The organism is Paraconexibacter sp., assembly GCF_059438195.1.
The window spans coordinates 9,898-26,809 of sequence record NZ_JBLKKY010000025.1; the positions used below are offsets into that span (position 1 = coordinate 9,898).

Below are 16,912 nucleotides of genomic sequence, written 5' to 3' on the forward strand. Positions count from 1 at the left end.
TTCGTGGCTTGCTCCGTCCCGACGGCGCTACCCGGGGCGAGGCGAGCGACGCGGCGGAGCTACGGGCCCGACGGTCCCGGCGCGGTCGTCACGAGGTGGTTGACGAGCGCGTGCGCATGCCAGTAGGCCCACGAGCGTCCGTGCCGATCGGTGCGCCGCGTGCCCGACTCCCACTCGCGGTCGAGGCGGTCGGGGACCTGGATCCCCCATCGGCCGGCGAACCGCCACCACGCCGGCTCGGCGAGCGCGGGGTCCTCCTTGACGTGCGCCGCGAAGCGGCTGATGACCATCGTGTCGAAGAAGCCGACGTCCCACGCCTTCTCGGAGCCCTCGTTCGTCGGCCACCACCCGGTCGGGTCGCCCTGCGCGCCGCCGCCGGCACCGGTTCCCGCCGGCGCGCCGCCCGGAGGCGCCTGGTCGGCGCCCGGCTCGGCCGGCTCGCCGTACGCGGGATCACCGACGCTCGGCCCGCCGCTCACAGGCGCGTCGGAGGCATCGGGGATGTCACCGCGATCCGCGTCGTCGTCCCACAGCTCGGAGAGGAGCGAGACGAGGAGCCAGATGACGAGCGCGATGATGAGCACCGCGGCGACGACCGCGAGGATGATGCCGAGCCCGGCGAGCACCGCGAGCACGATCGCGGTCCCGGCGACGATGAGCGCCCACGCCGCGATGACGGCGATGACGAGCCCGACGATCGCTCCGATGAGCGCGGCGATCACGACGAGGGAGAAGCCCTCCCAGTCGCCGCCCGGCTCGTAGTCGAGCTCGGGCCACGCCGGTGGGAAGTGGACGACCGCGTCGGCGTTCGGGGAGTTGAAGAAGCGGTGCGTGCCCGCGCCCACGTAGGCCGCGACGTGCGCGTGGCGCGCCCCCGACATCGCCCAGACCTGCGTGTCGGGAGGCCCGAAACGCAGCACGGTGCTCGTCGGCGCGTCGTCGAACGGGTCGAGGCTGAAGGCGACGAGCTCCGGGAGGACGTCGGGGTCCATCTCGACGTGGGCCGGCCGGCCCTCCTCGTCGCGCTCGCGGCCGATCTCCGCCACCGGGTAGAAGACGCTGATCGCCGCCCACTGCCCCTCGAGCGGTCGCACGCCCTCCTGCGGCGGATCGGCGAGCGGCTGGCGCGCCGGGAAGAGGTAGTAGTAGGTGAGCTGCAGGTAGCGGGCGAGCACGTCCTCGGCGCCGCCCGCGAAGTCGCCGAGCCCGAGGCGCGGGTGGACGGCGGCCCAGTCCGCCTCGCAGTACACGGCGGGCGCGGCGGGCTGGACGTGGCCGAAGTCGGGGCGGTTGGGCTCCTGCGCGGGCGGATGCCAGGCGAGCCGGTGGTCGAGGGCGGACGCGAGCTCGGAGAACGCGCCGTAGAGATAGTCGAGGTCGCCGCCGAGGCGCGGCTCGTCGCGATCGCGCCATCCGCCGAACGTGAGGAAGAGATCGTCACCGCGACGACCGGCGTAGTCGGGGTTGCCGATCGCGTCGGGCGCTGCGTCGGCGACGAGACGCAGCGGGTCGTCGGCGTCGTTCGGAGGCCCGGCGACCTTCGCGCCGGGAAGATCCTCCATCGCGTCGTCGCTCGCCATGATCGCGGTGCCGCGCAGGTGCGGGTCGGTCCCCAGGGCGCCGACGTCGTCCGGGTCCTCGGTCCACGGGGCGCTCGTCGCGTGCGTGAGCCAGCTCTCGGCGCGGACCGGGAAGAACTGCTCGAGGTCCGAGAACCGCAGGTTGGGCCGCGCGTGGCGGGCGAGCTCCCGGACCAGCTTCGCGTCGACGATCGCCATCACGTGCTCCGTTTCGGTCGCTGCGGCTTCTCGCGCCGCCTCGGCTTCTTCGCGGGCGGGTACCCGACCTCCGGCGGGACGCCTCCGTCCTCCCCGTCCTTCGGCTCCGGCGCCTCGTCCTCGCCGGGGTCCCGTTCGAGCCCCCAGTGCGTCCAGTCGCGGCAGCGGTCCTCGCCGTCGTCACCGCGGTCGCCGGGCGGGGCCTTGTCGCAGAGGAGCGCCGCGAGCGCGGCCTCGACGAGCGCGCGATCGGTGAGGAGGTCGCCCATCGCGTCGACGACGTCGCGCGCGAGACGCTCCCTGTCGGCCTCGGGGACGGCTGCCTCCGCCATGTGCCGCGCGTGCGCCGACTGGCGGCCGACCTCCTGCCAGTCCTGCCCGTGCAGCGCGGCGCGGAGGCGCGCAGCGGTCTTGTCGTAGTCCGGTCGTGCCGCGGGGTCGAGCGACGCACGCACCTCGCCACCGGCGATCGCGAGCTTCTCGAGCATGTCGCGCGCCTCCTGCACGCCCCAGCCCTTCGCCCGCAGGATCTCGTCGGCGCGTGCGAGCGCCTCGCGATCGACGCAGCAGTCGTCGACGGGCGGATCCGGGCGGTCCATCCACAGCCACGTCTCCGCGAGATGACCCGCGAACGTGTACCGGTCGTCGGGCTCCGGCCAGTGCCCGATCGAGATCCCGTTCGGACCGGCCGGCCGCACGGGTCCGGGCACGTCGTCGCGCACCGCGACGACGCGGCCGTTCACCGCGATCCAGATCGTCGAGACGCCGTCGTGGCCGCAGTCGGCGCGGTGCCAGCCCGAGAGGCCGCCGCCGTAGAACGGGTCGATCTGCAGCGGTGTCGTGACGCCGTTCCACGCTCCGGTCGCATCGACGATCGTCGCCATGAGGCGGTAGCCCTTCTCGATGAAGAACGCGAAGGAGAGATGGGACTCGACGAGGTTGTAGCGCCGCGTCGGCGGCCCGGAGAGGTCGAAGAGGACGGAGCAGCGGAAGGCGCCCGACGGATCGAGCGACGGAGCCCTCGTGACGTCGATCCGGCTGCCGGGCTGGGCGAAGCGCAGCGATCCCTCGTGGTCACCCGTGCCGGCGGCGACCTGCTGGGTGCGGCCGTGGTTGTCGAAGCCGGAGATGTCCCAGGCCATCCCCATGCGGTACTGGTGGTGGAGGACGAGCTTCTTCATGCCCAGTACGGATCCCAGGGGGCGTCGCGGAGGTCGATCGTGCCGGCGCTCGAGCCGAACTGAGCGGCCGATGAACCGATGGGGATCGCGCCGTAGGCGGCCATCCACCAGTGGCCGGCGGTCGTCTGGTCGGTCTGCATCCAGTCGAGGATCGTGAGGTCGTCCATCCCGACCGCGAACGCGCCCTCGACGCCGTCCATCTGGATCTCCGCGGCGATCTCGGTCGGCCAGCCCCCGGCCTCGAGCGCCGCCCGGCGCGCGGGGACCATCTCGCGGGAGCCGAGCTTCACCTTCAGGATGCGCGCCGTGACCGCGACGGCCGTCGCGCGCACCTGGAGCGCCGACTTCGGGTCGCCCTCCCCCTTCGGCTCGCCCGGCGTGAAGAGGACGAGCTCGCCCGCTCCGCTCCCGGTCGGCGAGAGCCGCATGAACCAGACGTCGCTCAGCGACCAGAAGATCTCGGAGCCGAGCGAGCTGTCGGTCGCGGTGTCCCGTGCCCAGGGGTCGCGCGACCCCGAGCGGGGTCCGTCCCAGGCGACCGATCGCTGCCGGCCGAGATCGAGGTCCCCGCCGCTCACGAGGATGCGGGTCGCGGGCGTGTTCCACGACCGCGCGGTGAGCGAGCCGAACGTGAGGGACCCGGTGGTGGTCACGCCGCCGCCGAGGTCGGGTGCCGCGACGCCGGACGCGATGACGAGGCTCGGCGGGAACTCGTTGATGACGGTGCTGCCGTAGCCGGCCTCCGCGAAAGGCGCTGGGCTGCGGAACCACAGCGCGGGCTCGGCGTGCATCCGGCCGCCGCGGATCGCGTCGCTGTTGGCGAACTCCATCGCGCCGGGGCCCGTGCGGATGCGGACGCCGTCGGGCACGTCGAAGAGACGGAGGCGCAGGGCGTCGCGGCCGAGGTCGAGCCGCGGCTGGGCGCCCTGGGTGCGCTGGCGACCCGTGAGTCCCGCCGCGTCCGGCCGCTCCGTCGGCTGGTGGATGACCGCGGCGAGCGAGCGGACGGGCCGGTCTTCGAGGCGCACGTCGACGCACAGCCACGAGAGCGGCGGCGGCAGGCGCGCCGGTGGCGGCGGCAGCGGATCCGGGAGCGGAACCGGCTCGGCCTCGGGCGACTCGGGGAGGACGTCGGCCTGGGGCGGGAGCCGGAGCGTCGCGGGGTCGGACGTCGTGCCGAGCAGCCGCGCCATCTCGCCCTCGCCCCGCCAGGAGGACTGCGCCGCCCGCACGAGGCCGGCGATGCGCACGGCGAGCCCGGCCGTGGCGCCGCGCGACGCGTCGGCGAGCGACAGCGGCATGACGAGGTCCGGCATCGTCTCGACCCGGACCTGCGGGGTCGTCGTCACGCCGCAGAGCCCCCAGCCGCCGAGCGCGGCGGCGGCGACGCGGGCGCGCACCGGATGCGAGGCGTGGATGCGGACCCCGGCGTCCCGGGCCGGATCGTCGACGACCCAGTACCAGTTCGCCGCGGGCCGGCCGGCGTTCTCGGCGGGGGTCGTGCTGCCGCCGTCGGGCGTCACGGTGAGATGCGTCGCGTCCGGGACGTCAGACACTGTCCCCGCGCCGCCCGCCCAGCGGACGCGTCGCCCACGCCAGCCCGCCTCGAAGACGCCGAGCGAATCCTGCAGGACGACCTCGCCGCCGGCCGCGGCGCGCGTCTCGGGCCCCAGCGTCCCCGCATCGCCCTGGAGGACGGCCTGGACCTCGCGAGGCAGCGCGACGTCGACGTCGACCGGCCGGTCGCCCTCGCCGTCGGCCGACGAGCGCAGCGAGAGGCGCAGCCGGCGCGCGGGCCCGTCATCGTCCTCGCCGAGGCGCGCGTCGACGCGGATGGGCCGGGACTCGGCCGAGCCGGCGGGCGGCGCGTCCCCCACGGGGTGCAGCGAGATCTGCGACCGGCCGCGCGGCACCGCGTCGAGCGCGGCGACGACGCTCGACACCGGGGAGCCGGTCGTGGGGCGGTGGGACGCGACGGGGTGCGCCGCGCCGCCCGTCGTGCCGCCCGACTCCTGGAAGATGCGCAGGCCTTCGATCGCGTCCAGCTCGGGACCGAGCGTCACGTCGAGATAGCGCTCGTCGAGGTTCGCGATGTGGAGCTCGAGCGCGGGGCCGAGGCGCCGTGCGCGCACGTGGATCGTCGCCGGCACGCCGTCCTCGTCGACGGACGCGAGCTGGAGCCGCGCGCTCGTCGGCTCGAGCGCCGCCGTGACCTTGACGTCGGTGTCCGCCCCCGCGGCCTTGTCGATCCGCACCGACCCGACGCCGCTCGCGCGGAGGTCGAGTCGCTCGAGGCCCGTCGGCGTGCTGCGGACGTCGGCGGCGAGACCGGGACCGCGCCCGAGAGCCGGGAGGGGAGGCAGCGTCGCGGGTCGCGGCCGGCGGACGAGCCGCAGGCCCTCGACGGGGTCGCCGGCCCCGCCGACCTGCGGCGCCTCGGTCGGGACGTCCCCGGGCGCCGGCGCACCGGACCAGCCCCCTGCGTCGACGAGGAGCGGCGGGTCCGTCGCCCCCTCGGCGCCGAGGCGCAGGTGCGCGGCGAGCGAGACCGGCAGGCTCTCGACGCGGACGTCCGTGAGCGTCGGCGGATCGCCCGACGAGGCGGCCGGCGTCTCGACGACCCGCGCGACGAGGGGACCCGTCGCCGCCGACGCGCGCCAGGCCGCTCGCACGTCGGTGACCGGCGGGGAGCCGCTCGCCGTGTCGTCGGCGGCCCGCAGGCCGATGCTGAACCGCTCGGGGAGGGCGACCGAGACGTCGGTGAGCTCGAGGATGGCGCCGTCGCGGGCGACGAGCCGCGCCGCCGCCGTCGCGGTGCACGCGTCGGCGGCGTTCCAGGTGAGCGTCGTGAGCGTCGCGGTGTCGAGGAGGAGCGCGAGGTCGATCGTCCGCGGAAGCGCCGGCGAGGCGACGACGGCGTCGACCCCTCCCCGCGGGCGCTCGAGGCGGACGTCGACGGCCGCACGCGCGCCCGCCGGCCCGCTCTCCCAGTGGACGTCCATCGCCCGCTGCGTGCCGCGTGCCGGGGCGAGGCCGAGCCGGACGGAGGCCGGGAGGGCGAGGTCGCCGGTGAGGCGCATCGTCGGGCGCGCGGGCGGAGCGAGCGCGTCGAGCGTCTCGTCGAGGGTCTCGATCTCGACGGCGAGCGCCAGCGGCGTCGGCGTCGCGGGACCGTGCCAGACGAGGGTCACCGCCGCGGGCTCGGGCGGCAGCGTCCCCGCGGGGTCGTCGGCCGGCACGGCGTCGGTGAACGACGCGGAGGCGCCGTGGTCGCCGACCGGGACCGGGGTCGCCCACTCGTCGCCGTCGAGCCGCGCCCGGTAGACGCGCCAGCCCGAGAACCCCGGGAAGCCCGACGGCGCAGGAGGGAGCGCGACCTGCACGGAGCCGCCGGGGGCGACGGAGGCCGGGACCGAGTCGCCGCCGGGAGGCGTCTCGGTCCCGTCGGACCTGCGTGCGGCGACCGCGTAGCGCACGCGCAACGCTCCGCCCGGGTCGTCGGTCGTCACCGCCGGCCGGGCCCCCGGCGCCGCCGAGGCCTCGATGTCGGCGGCCCAGGCGACGGGGGCGCCCGCGACGGCGGCGGACGGGTCGAGGCGGGCCCAGAGCCCGGTGACCGGCCCGTCGGGGTCGACGGCGTGGATGTGGCCCATGCTCGTCGTCACGGTGAGTCCCGCCCCACCGAGGATGCCGCCGAGCACGCCGCCGAGGAGACCGCCGAGCGTGTCGCCGAGGCCGGCGGGCAGGCTCGCGAGCCCGACGGTCGTCGCGAGGAGCGCCGGCTGCTGCGTGACCGCGCCGTCGAGGAGGCCCACGTGGAGAGGTGCCGTGCCCGCGCCCGCCCTGGGGGTGACGCTCGCCTCGACCGACGCCCGGGTGACGCTCCCGTCCCCCGGAGGAAGCGTCACCGCCAAGCGCATCGCCGACGGCGTGCCACTCGTCGCCGAGGCCCTCACGTCGATGACGGCGACGCCGAGGCGCGCGGGGTCCGGCCCGCCGTCGTCGAGCACGCCTCGCTCCGTGCAGATGACGATCTGGAGCCGCGGGTCGGCGAGCGACGGCATCGCCGCGAGGTCGAGGTCGACGACGACGCGGACCGTCTGGCTCGGCAGGCCGGTGGGGTCGAGCGTCGCCTTCGCCGTCGCGTGCGCCTGGCTCACGCTCACGTTCGTCCCGGGATCCGTGAACCACACGCCGACGGGAAGCGGCGTCGCCGGGGTGCCGAAGGGCAGGAGGAAGTGCGTCCAGCTCGTCGGGTCGCCCGTGCCGGCCCGCACGTAGCAGCTCACGAGCTGGCCCACGGTCGATCCGAGACCGCGGAGGAGGTCCCCGAGAGCCGCGAGCGAGGGGGCGGGGGTCGGCACGGCGGCGAGTATCTCCACCTGCGACGGGCGACGCAACCATCGCCCCGGAAGAAAGTCGGTCGCGACCCGCGTCAGGGTCCGCGGCGCGCCTCGTCCCCGACCCAGGCGACGACCGCGTCCCCGAGCCGCCGGGGCGATGGCGCCGCGTCGCGGACGCGCCCGATGAGCTCCCACGAGGCCGGGACGACCCGCCGGTCGGCACGCAGCGCGGGCGCGAGGGCGGCGGCCTCGGCGGCTGCGGGAAGCCGCCGGACCCGGTGCAGGGCGCCCGCCGCGAGGTTGCGGACGCCGTCGGCGCCGGCGATCGCCTGGACGAGCGCGGCGGAGAGGACGAGCAGGACGGCGCGCACGGCACGGCGCGCCGCGTCGTCGAGGTCGACGGCGCCGAGCGCGGCCGGCGCGAGCGCACCGGCTGCGAGCGCGAGCCCGAGCACGACGCCGAAGCGCATCGCACGGCTGCGCGTCGCCCGGGCGGCGACGGCGCCGGCGGCGACCGCGCCGGCGACGAGGCCGAGAACGGCCCACGAGGGGACGGCGAGCATCGCCACCCAGGCGACGACGACGGCGGTCGCGAGCCCGCGGAGCGCCCAGCCGGCGTGCGCGGCCTCGGGCGCACGCCGCAGCGCGGTCTCCGCGGGCACCGCCTCCTCCTCGCGCAAGGCGCGCCGGTACACGCTCACCTGAACGGTCGTGAAGAGCAGTGCGCCCGCGAGGTTCGCGAGCACCGCGAGCCCGAGCGCCGCCAGCGTCCCGGACGGGAGGAGGTCGCCGGTGAGCTCGATGACGCGGTCGTAGGAGTCGACGTAGGCGTCGATGCCGCCGACGACGACGGTGAGGACGAACGCCGCGAGCACGACGTAGTGCGCGAGGCGGATCGCCAGGCACGCCGCGAAGAGCGCCGCGAACCCGCGGCCCGCGGCGTGCATCGCGCCGAGCAGCGGCGCGCTGAGCGCCTGCGTCACGGGCCCGCTGAGTCGCGCCGGCCCCATCACCGCGACGGTCTCGGTCATCGCGGCGATCGACGCGCCGTAGCCGCCACGGGCACCCGTCCGCGCGCCGATGCGCGCGAGAGCGATGCCTCCGGCGAGCGACACCCAGAACGCGCCGGCCGGCGTGATGCGTCCAGCGAGGAACGACACCGTCGCGACGTGCGCGAGGCCGGTGACCGGTGACGGAGGCGGGGTCGGGGAAGGAGAGGCGATGACGGGCAACGGTACGACGCGGGCGGCTCGAGGGACCGTCCGTGTCCGTCGTCACACGACGTCCGCCTTCTCGCACGGGAAAGCGCTGTAAGCTTCCCGGCTTCGCCGGCCGCCGGCGACCTCGTCCCGGGCGACGCACCCCGACCCGGGCCGCAGGGGCCGTCGCCCCGCCTCGCCGAGACGGGACGCGACGGCCGACCGGCGCCGCCCGCCCCGGCTCGGCCACGCCGGCCGACCACCACAGACTTCCACGGCGCCGATGCCGGCGCCTCCGCCATGCGCGCGGCCGGAGCCGCCGGCGCGCCGATCGAAAGAGCACGAATGCCCGCCACCTCCCTCGTCTCACCCCGGCCGCGTCTGCCGCGGCCGCAGCTGCCCCCGCCGTCCGTCCTGCGCGTCGAGCTGCTCGCGGGCCTCGTCGTCGCGCTCGCCCTCATCCCCGAGGCGGTGTCCTTCTCGATCATCGCCGGCGTCGACCCGAAGGTCGGCCTCTACGCCTCGTTCACGATGGCGGTCGCGATCGCGATCACGGGCGGGCGCCCGGCGATGATCTCGGCGGCGACGGGCGCGATGGCCCTCGTCGTCGTCTCGCTCGTGAAGGACCACGGCGTCGAGTACCTCCTCGCCGCGACCGTCCTCGCCGGCGTCATGCAGGTGACGCTCGGCGCGCTCGGCGTCGCGAAGGTCATGCGCTTCATCCCGCGGTCCGTCATGACGGGCTTCGTCAACGCGCTCGCGATCCTCATCTTCCTCGCCCAGCTCCCGCATCTCGCGGGCGGAGACCCCGCCGTCCTCGCGCTCGTCCTCACCGGCCTCGCCGTCATCGTCCTGCTCCCGAGGCTCACGAGCGCCGTCCCGGCGCCGCTCGTCGCGATCGTCGCGCTCACGCTGTTCACCGTGTTCGCCGGCGTCGGCGTGCCCACGGTCGGCGACGAGGGCGAGCTGCCGGGCGCGCTGCCGATCCTCGGGATCCCGTCCGTCCCCCTGAGCCTCGAGACCCTCTCGATCATCGCGCCCTACTCGCTCACGCTCGCGGTCGTCGGCCTCCTCGAGTCGCTCCTGACCGCCAAGCTCGTCGACGACATCACCGAGACCCCGTCCGACAAGGACCGCGAGGCCCGCGGCCAGGGCATCGCGAACGTCGTCACCGGGTTCTTCGGCGGCATGGCCGGCTGCGCGATGATCGGCCAGACGATGATCAACGTGCGCACCAGCGGCGCGCGCACCCGGCTCTCGACCGCGAGCGCCGGCATCTTCCTCCTCGTCCTCGTCGTCGGCCTCGGCAGCCTCGTCGCCGTCATCCCGATGGCCGCGCTCGTCGCCGTCATGGTCCTCGTCGCCGTCTCCACCTTCGACTGGCACAGCGTCGCCCCGGCGACCCTGCGGCGGATGCCGCGCGGCGAGACGTTCATCATGGTCGTCACGGTCGCGGTCACCGTGCTCACCCACAACCTCGCGATCGGCGTCGGCGTCGGCGTCCTCACGGCGATGGCGATGTTCGCCCGGCGCGTCGCGCACCTCGTCGAGGTCGAGCGCGTCGTCGATCCGGACGAGAGCACCTGCATCTACTCGGTGACGGGCGAGCTGTTCTTCGCCAGCGACCAGGAGCTCATCGAGGCCTTCCGCTACGCCGACGACCCGCCGCGCGTCCTCATCGACATGTCCCGCGCCCACGTCTGGGACGCCTCGGCCGTCGCGGCGCTCGACGCCGTCGAGTCCCACTACGCCCGCCACGGGGTCGCCGTCGAGATCACCGGCCTCAACCGCACGAGCAGGGAGCTGCACGAGTCCCTGTCTGGCCAGCTCGTCGGGGCGCACTGAGCCGCGGAGGCCATTGCGCCGGATCACTGATCCGTGCGACGCTCCGGCGCGCAATGGCCCGCATGCGCATGACGATCGTCCTCGCCGCCCTCACCGGGACGGCGCTCCTCGCCGGGACCGCGACGGCGGCCGGCGAAGGGCCCACGGCGTCGGCGGCCGCGACGAAGACGGTCACCTTGAAGGACGTGAAGTTCAAGCCGGCGACCCTGAGGATCCGCCGCGGCGACACGGTCGTCTGGCGGTGGAAGGACGGCAGCATCCGTCACGACGTGCGGTCCCGCGGCAAGCGGAAGTTCAAGAGCTCGAAGGTGAAGACGAGCGGGACCCACAAGGTGAGGTTCACCAAGAAGGGCACTTACAGCTACTTCTGCACGATCCACCCCGTCGGGATGACCGGCAAGGTCATCGTCCGGTAACCCCCGGCGTCAAGGCTCCAGCGGCGAGACGACCATCGTCGCGAGGATCGTCGCCAGGTGCCGCGACGGGTCGTCGGCGTCGTAGGCGTCCCCCTGGCAGACGGTGAGCTTGCGGCCCGCCTTGAGCACGCGCCCCTCGGCGATGACCGCCTCGCACGCGACGGGGCGCAGGAGGTTCACCTTGAGCTCGGCCGTGAGGACCTCGCTGCGCGGCGGCGCGAGCGAGAGCGCGGCGTAGCCGCAGGAGACGTCCATGATCGTGATGAGCGCCCCGGCGTGCATGAAGCCGTGCTGCTGCGTGAGCGGCTGCTCGCGGGCGAGCCGGAGGCGCGTCGTCCCCTCTCCGACGTCCTCGAGCGTCGCGCCGAGCGTGTGCATGAACGTCTGGCGCTCGAAGCTGCGGCGCACCTGCGCCTCGCCGACCTCCTCCGTCGTGCTCACGCCCGCCGCCTCGCCCCGTCGCCGCTCCCGATGGTGTTGCGCACGCCCGGAACCGTAGCCGTCAGGGCTCCGGCGGCCGCCGGACGCTCGAGACCGACCGCGCCCCGAGATGTCGTCGGTGCCTCATCGCCCTGCGGCTCGCGGAGCGGCTCGACCTCTCCGACTCCGAGCGGGCCGTCGTCTCCTACTCCGGCCTGCTCGCGTGGGTCGGCTGCCACACCGACGCCTACGAGCAGGCGAAGTGGTTCGGCGACGACATCGCCCCCAAGGCCGATGCGCGTCGCGTCGGAGCCGGCAGGGCGCCGCACGAGCGCGCGCGCATCGGGCGGTCCTTCCCTCACGGCCGAACCGGATTCCTGGGGTGTCATGGCACCCCAGGAATCCGGTTCGGCCCGGCGGCCCCGCGTCGTCGCGGGGCCGCCGAGTCGCGCGGTCGGCTCAGGGCTTCTCGAGCTGCGCGCAGGCGACGGGGAGCGTCGGGACGTAGTCGCCCCCGACGGTCATCCCGTGCAGGACGATCGCGCGGTTCTGAAGCGGACCGAGCTGGACGTCCTCGTCCTCGACCTCGACGGTGAAGCGCGAGCTGTTGCCCTTGCGCTCGATGTCGAAGGTCTCGTCGTAGTCGATCGCACCGGCGCCGTCAGCGACGGGGAACGGGGCGAGCGGGAGCCGCACGCCGCCGTAGAACGGGGCGCCCTCATCGACGGAGACGAGCCCGTCACCGCTCGTGTCCGCCGACGCGGGCGGGCACGTCGAGTTGCGCGGCCGGTCGAAGCCGTGGACGTGCTGGGGATGGAGCTTGCCGGCCTCCAGGCCCGTCGCGTCGATGCTCACGGTGAGCTCGTCGCCGTCGAGCTCGAGCGTCGCCGTGCCGGTCACGCCGGAGCCGTTGAGGGACTGCAGATCGGCGGTGTACTCCTTGGCCTTCGGATCGCCGACGGCCGCGGGGACCGCCATCGCCCCTGCGAGGGCAGTTGCCGCGACGAGCGTCGCGAGGCGTCGAATCGTCATCCGGACCTCCGTGGTCGGGTGGGGTCATCCTGTTGTCACCGGAACGCGCCACCGCGGAAACACGCACGACGACCAGACGGGGCGTGTTGGCGCGCACCCGCGACACGAGGCGCCGCCGGGCCGCGCCGGCAGCCGCCGGCCTAGCGCCGCGGCCCCGCGACGCGGCGCTTCGGCGCCGACCGCTGACCGGCCGCGTCGACCGCGACGACCTCGACGCGCAGCCGCACGCGATCCCGCGGGAGGCGCACGCTCCAGCGCCCGCGGGCGTCGACCACGGGGCGGCGGCGCGCGATGAGCTTCTTGCCGCGGCGCAGCGCGACCCGCACCCGGACCTTCCCCGCCCGCTCGCCGCAGGCGGTGTCCCGCGCGCGGCCCGACAGCCGCCCGCGCCGGATCCGCACCGAGGCGAGCGTCGGCGGCTCGAGGTCGAAGCAGCGCGTCGCCGGCGGCGGCTGGGACGGGCCGCGGTAGATGTCGATGCCGCCCGCGGTGCCCTGCCAGATCGCGCCGCCCGGCCCGACCTCCGTCGCCGCGTAGATCGAGTTCGAGTCGGGGCCGGGCGCGGCGGGGACGTGGAGCACCTGGCGGCCCGTCTCGATGTCGAGGCCCTCGAGGCCCCAGCGGCCGAGACGCTGACCCTGGCCGTAGACGAGGCCCGAGCTCGTGCTGAGCGTCGGGATCCCGTTGGGGATCGACACCTCGCGGTTCGCCCACACCGAGCGGCAGGACCGCGTCTCGGGGTCCCAGTCGATGCGCTCGAGGCCGTACGGCGCGTTGAGCGGGTCCTGGCCGGCGAGCGCGGCGGCGACCTGCCGCTGGGCCGGCGGCAGACCGGCGAGGAGCGCCTCGTTCGCGAGCTTGTTGTTGACGACGAAGCTCGCGTAGCCGCTCGTGAGCACCGACTGCTCCGAGCTCGACGCCGTCGCGAACGGGTCGCCGAAGCGCACGGGCACCTCGCAGGCGATCCGCGGGTCCTTGCCGGGAGCGATGGGCTCCCAGCCCTTCGGGATCCCGTCGCGCCAGAGGTAGACGAGATGCATGAGCGGCTGTCCGTCGGTGATGACGACGAACCGGTCGCGGTCCCGGCGGGTGCCGACGACGTCGGGCGTGGAACCCGAGCCGTCACCGAGTCGGACGCCCCCGCCGACGCCCGTCTCGTAGTCGGCGGTCCAGCCGCGGCGCAGCCGGCGGCCGTCCCAGTCGACGCGGTGCATCGCCTTCGACGTGACGACGTAGATGCCGCCGTCCTCGTCGGCGGCGATGGAGTTCGACACGATCTCGAGCGCGTCGGCGTCGGTGCCGTCCGCGCATCGCCCGTCGTTGAGCTGCACGACCCTCACGTTGCCGGGAGTGAGGTCGTCCAGCGTCCGCGGGACGACGCCGACCGCGCCGCGCTCGCTCGCGAAGGCGATGTGACCGTCGTAGGTCATCGTGATGCCGACGAGCTTGTCCGACGGTCCGCAGAGCGCGTCGTCGGGGAGGGCGAGAGCCTTCAACTTCGCGATCGGCGAGTCAGGGCGGCCGGGCTCGGCGTCGCCGAAGACGTCGAGGGACCGCTGGCGGCCGACGAAGAGGTGGTCGTCGCGGTCGAGGAGGTTGTAGGCGCCGGTGATCGTCGCGTCGAGGGCGCTCGGCGCGGTGGTCACGCTGTCGATGACCTCGCCCGTCGCGACGTCGACCTTGTGGACGCCGTTCACGTCGGGCGTCGAGACGACGGACATCCATGCGGCGCGGCCGCCGCCGGGGTACTCGGAGGAGAAGTCGATGACGATCGGCACCTGCGTCGGCGAGCCGGGGAGCCGGACGTGCTGCCAGTCCACGCGGTCACCGGGCCGCGGGCCGGGGAAGGCGGAGGCGCCCGACGCGTAGGAGCCGGCGTGCGCCGCGCCCCAGGAGGAGTCCGCGAGGTGCGGGTTGCAGGGCGGCTCGTGCTCGCCGACCGGCGTGCGACACGGCGGCGCGCTCGGGGCGGCGCTCGCCGGACCCGCGACGACCGCGGCGACCGCGGCGACGACGGCGACGGACGCGATGACGGCGGACCTCGCTCGGGACATGGCGCGGCAACCTACCACGCTGTTGTACCTGACGTACAACAAGCTAGGCTGGGGCGCGTGACGACCGCCCGCCGCATGCCCCCGGCCCAGCGCCGCGCGCACCTCATCGGCGTCGCGCTCGAGGAGTTCGCCCGCCGGCGCGAGGAGGACGTCGGGCTCGAGGACATCGCCCACGCGGCCGGCGTCACGCGCAACCTCCTCTATCGGTACTTCGACTCCCGGGCCGAGCTGCAGCGCGCCGCCGTCGCGGAGGCGATCGAGCGCATGGCGGGGCGCTTCTCCGTCGACCCCGACCTCCCCGTGTCCGCGAAGCTGCCGCGCAACGTCGCGATGTGGCTCGACGCCGTCGAGGACGACGATCCCGCCGTGCTCCTCATCTTCCGGTCGGCGGGGTCGTCCGACGCCGACGTCGCCGCCCTCGTCGCCGGGGCCCGCGAGGCCCTCGCCCGCGCGATCGCCCGCAACCACCTCGGCGAGGGCGACCCACCCCCGACCGTCCTCGCCGCGCTCGACGGCTACCTCGTCCTCGGCGAGCGCCTCATCGACCGCTGGAGAGCCGGCGACCTCGGTCGCCCGCACCTCGAGCGGATCCTCGGCGACGTCCTCCCCGTCCTCGTCGCCTCGAGCCGAGCGGGCTGAGCGGCGGCTCAGGCCTGCGGCAGCCGCACGGTCCCGGGGCGGGCGGCCGGCGCCGACGGGGGCGGGACGACGGGTCCGACGTCGCCGTCGGGCGCCTCGTCGAGGTCGACGATGACGGGCGCGTGGTCGCTCGGCCCCTTGCCCTTGCGCGCCTGGCGGTCCACCCACGCGGCCTTCACGCGCTCGGCGACGGGGTCCGCGGCGAGGACGAGGTCGATGCGCATCCCGCAGTCCTTGTGGAACATCCCTGCCCGGTAGTCCCAGTAGGTGAAGACCCGCTCCGCCGGCCAGCGGTCGCGGACGACGTCGCGCAGGCCCGCCGCCCGGAGGTCGGCGAGCGCCTGCCGCTCGGGCGGGGTGACGTGGGTCTGCCCGACGTAGGCCGCGGGATCGAAGACGTCCTCGTCGGTCGGCGCGATGTTGATGTCGCCGCAGACGACGACGTCGTCCGGGCCGGCGGCGACGACGTCGCGGAGCGCCCCGAGCCAGGCGAGCTTGTACGCGTAGTGGTCCGACCCCGGGCTCCGTCCGTTGGGGACGTAGACCGAGTGGACGCGGACGCCGTCGCACGTCGCCGCCACGGCGCGGGCCTCGGGGTGCGGGAAGCCCGGCCCGTCCTCGAGCCCCGTCGTCACGTCCTCGAGCCCGACGCGTGAGAGGATCGCGACGCCGTTCCAGGACGGCTCCCCGTGGACCGCGGCCTCGTACCCGCGCCCGGCGAGCTCGTCGCCGAGCAGGTCGGTGAACGCCTCGTCGGTGAGCTTCGTCTCCTGCAGGCAGACGACGTCCGGCCGTCGCTCGTCGAGCCACGGCAGCAGTCGCGGCACCCGCTGCTTCACGGAGTTGACGTTCCAGGTCGCGATGCGCACCGGTCCACCGTAGTGGCTCTCCCACGGCGCCGGACGTGGAGTGACGGCCCGCGCCGCGCCGTCCTTCGCCCCGCTCAGCCGTCGCCCGCCGCGTGCGAATCGATGAGGTCGGTCGGCTCGAGCACGAAGACCTCGGAGATCATGTCCGGGTCCTGCTGATTGCCCGACATGAAGCCGATGACGCGACGGCCCGTCTCGTCCTCGATGACCTTCTTGAAGCGGCCCACCATGACCTCCTGGAACGCCATCCGCTGCTCGATGACCGCCTCGCGCCTGCCTCCCTCGAGGAGCGTCTGCTCGACCCGCGTATACCCCCCGCGCATGATGCAGACGACGATGTCGTCGAGGTAGTAGGTCTTCGCCTGGTCGGGCCCGCGGCCGTAGTACTCCTTGTGGAGAGCGACGATCGCGTCGGAGATCCGGTACCGGACCGCTCCGCTGTGCGGTGGGTGCGCATCTGTCTGGCTCATCCCGTCCTCCTCCTGGATCGTTGCGGATCGGCGCCGCGCGAACCTCAGCGCAGCAGCGCCTCGAGGCTGTCGAGGGTCCGCTCGACGCGCACGTCGAGCCAGTCCCGCAGCATCCCCTCCACGGGCTTGAGGACGAGCCCGCTCACCCGGGCCTCGAACGCGATGAGGGAGCCCTCCGTCTCCTGCGGGGAGATGCCGACGTCGAGACCCATGCCCGTCCGGCTCGGCCCCTTGCCCTTGAGGACGAAGCGCTCGGGGATGTCGACCTCGACGACCTCCCAGGTGACGTCCCCTGCCACCCCGAGGACGCGCACCTTGTGCTTGAACGTCGTCCCCACGTTCGCCTCGGACGGCACCTCTCCCGACCAGCCCTTGTGCAGCGCGAACCACTCGGGCCAGCGCTCGAGGTCGCTGACGAGACGGGCGACCTCCTCGGGCGTCGCGGGGAGCGGCCGTTCGCGCGTGATGTCCATGGAGCGACCGTACCTCCTCGTGACGGCGTTCTCACCGCATCCCGCGTGGCGCGGTCGATCGGCCGGCGGAGCCGCCCGCGTCGCGAGGGGTCGATTCGCGACGCGAGACGGCTCCGAGCCGGCCGGCGCCCCCTTCAGGAGTCGAGCCGTGCGCTGGAGAGAGTGAGGACGCGCGGCCCGCGGGCGCTCGGGA

Annotated in this window: 13 protein-coding genes; 3 read left to right on the top strand and 10 right to left on the bottom strand. The window is 74.7% G+C overall.

The window, feature by feature from the left end:
• Window positions 1–59: 59 nt before the first annotated feature.
• The 4 genes from ACME2J_RS10495 to ACME2J_RS10510 form a co-directional block, all read right to left on the bottom strand.
• On the bottom strand, window positions 60–1,778 hold the full coding sequence (locus ACME2J_RS10495; RefSeq protein WP_495544860.1) for a hypothetical protein: 1,719 nt from the start codon (window positions 1,776–1,778) through the stop codon (window positions 60–62).
• Window positions 1,778–2,959 carry a hypothetical protein gene (locus ACME2J_RS10500; RefSeq protein ID WP_495544861.1) on the bottom strand — a complete coding sequence of 394 codons (1,182 nt, stop codon included), beginning with the start codon at window positions 2,957–2,959 and terminating at the stop codon, window positions 1,778–1,780. The genes ACME2J_RS10495 and ACME2J_RS10500 overlap by 1 nt, the downstream gene beginning before the upstream one ends.
• Window positions 2,956–7,323, bottom strand: a complete 4,368-nt coding sequence (locus ACME2J_RS10505) for a hypothetical protein (protein ID WP_495544862.1) — start codon at window positions 7,321–7,323, stop codon at window positions 2,956–2,958. Before ACME2J_RS10505 ends, ACME2J_RS10500 begins: the two co-directional genes overlap by 4 nt.
• 71 nt (window positions 7,324–7,394) lie before the next feature.
• Window positions 7,395–8,462 (bottom strand): hypothetical protein, encoded by a 1,068-nt coding sequence (locus ACME2J_RS10510; protein WP_495544863.1) that lies wholly within the window; start codon window positions 8,460–8,462, stop codon window positions 7,395–7,397.
• 384 nt (window positions 8,463–8,846) lie between these two features.
• Between ACME2J_RS10510 and ACME2J_RS10515 the strand changes: the two genes are divergently transcribed.
• The gene (locus ACME2J_RS10515; RefSeq protein ID WP_495544864.1) at window positions 8,847–10,346 is read left to right on the top strand and encodes a SulP family inorganic anion transporter; all 1,500 of its coding nucleotides are present in this window, start codon (window positions 8,847–8,849) and stop codon (window positions 10,344–10,346) included.
• Between the two features lie 53 nt (window positions 10,347–10,399).
• The gene (locus ACME2J_RS10520; RefSeq protein WP_495544865.1) at window positions 10,400–10,762 is read left to right on the top strand and encodes a cupredoxin domain-containing protein; all 363 of its coding nucleotides are present in this window, start codon (window positions 10,400–10,402) and stop codon (window positions 10,760–10,762) included.
• A 9-nt stretch (window positions 10,763–10,771) separates the two neighbouring features.
• On the opposite strand, the gene ACME2J_RS10525 is transcribed toward ACME2J_RS10520, so the two are convergent.
• From ACME2J_RS10525 to ACME2J_RS10535, 3 genes are all read right to left on the bottom strand, one after another.
• Entirely contained in the window at window positions 10,772–11,203 is a 432-nt protein-coding gene (locus ACME2J_RS10525; protein ID WP_495544866.1) for a PaaI family thioesterase, read from the bottom strand.
• Window positions 11,204–11,641: 438 nt separating this feature from the next.
• Window positions 11,642–12,214 (bottom strand): hypothetical protein, encoded by a 573-nt coding sequence (locus tag ACME2J_RS10530; protein ID WP_495544867.1) that lies wholly within the window; start codon window positions 12,212–12,214, stop codon window positions 11,642–11,644.
• Window positions 12,215–12,354: 140 nt separating this feature from the next.
• On the bottom strand, window positions 12,355–14,268 hold the full coding sequence (locus tag ACME2J_RS10535) for a hypothetical protein (RefSeq protein ID WP_495544868.1): 1,914 nt from the start codon (window positions 14,266–14,268) through the stop codon (window positions 12,355–12,357).
• 57 nt (window positions 14,269–14,325) lie between these two features.
• Between ACME2J_RS10535 and ACME2J_RS10540 the strand changes: the two genes are divergently transcribed.
• Window positions 14,326–14,907: a TetR/AcrR family transcriptional regulator gene (locus ACME2J_RS10540; protein WP_495544869.1), complete on the top strand. Its 582-nt coding sequence runs from the start codon at window positions 14,326–14,328 to the stop codon at window positions 14,905–14,907.
• A gap of 8 nt (window positions 14,908–14,915) precedes the next feature.
• On the opposite strand, the gene ACME2J_RS10545 is transcribed toward ACME2J_RS10540, so the two are convergent.
• From ACME2J_RS10545 to ACME2J_RS10555, 3 genes are all read right to left on the bottom strand, one after another.
• Window positions 14,916–15,776 carry an exodeoxyribonuclease III gene (locus ACME2J_RS10545; protein ID WP_495544870.1) on the bottom strand — a complete coding sequence of 287 codons (861 nt, stop codon included), beginning with the start codon at window positions 15,774–15,776 and terminating at the stop codon, window positions 14,916–14,918.
• A gap of 74 nt (window positions 15,777–15,850) precedes the next feature.
• Window positions 15,851–16,246 (bottom strand): Na-translocating system protein MpsC family protein, encoded by a 396-nt coding sequence (locus ACME2J_RS10550; RefSeq protein WP_495544871.1) that lies wholly within the window; start codon window positions 16,244–16,246, stop codon window positions 15,851–15,853.
• A 44-nt stretch (window positions 16,247–16,290) separates the two neighbouring features.
• Window positions 16,291–16,719 carry a type II toxin-antitoxin system Rv0910 family toxin gene (locus ACME2J_RS10555; RefSeq protein ID WP_495544872.1) on the bottom strand — a complete coding sequence of 143 codons (429 nt, stop codon included), beginning with the start codon at window positions 16,717–16,719 and terminating at the stop codon, window positions 16,291–16,293.
• Window positions 16,720–16,912 lie beyond the last annotated feature (193 nt).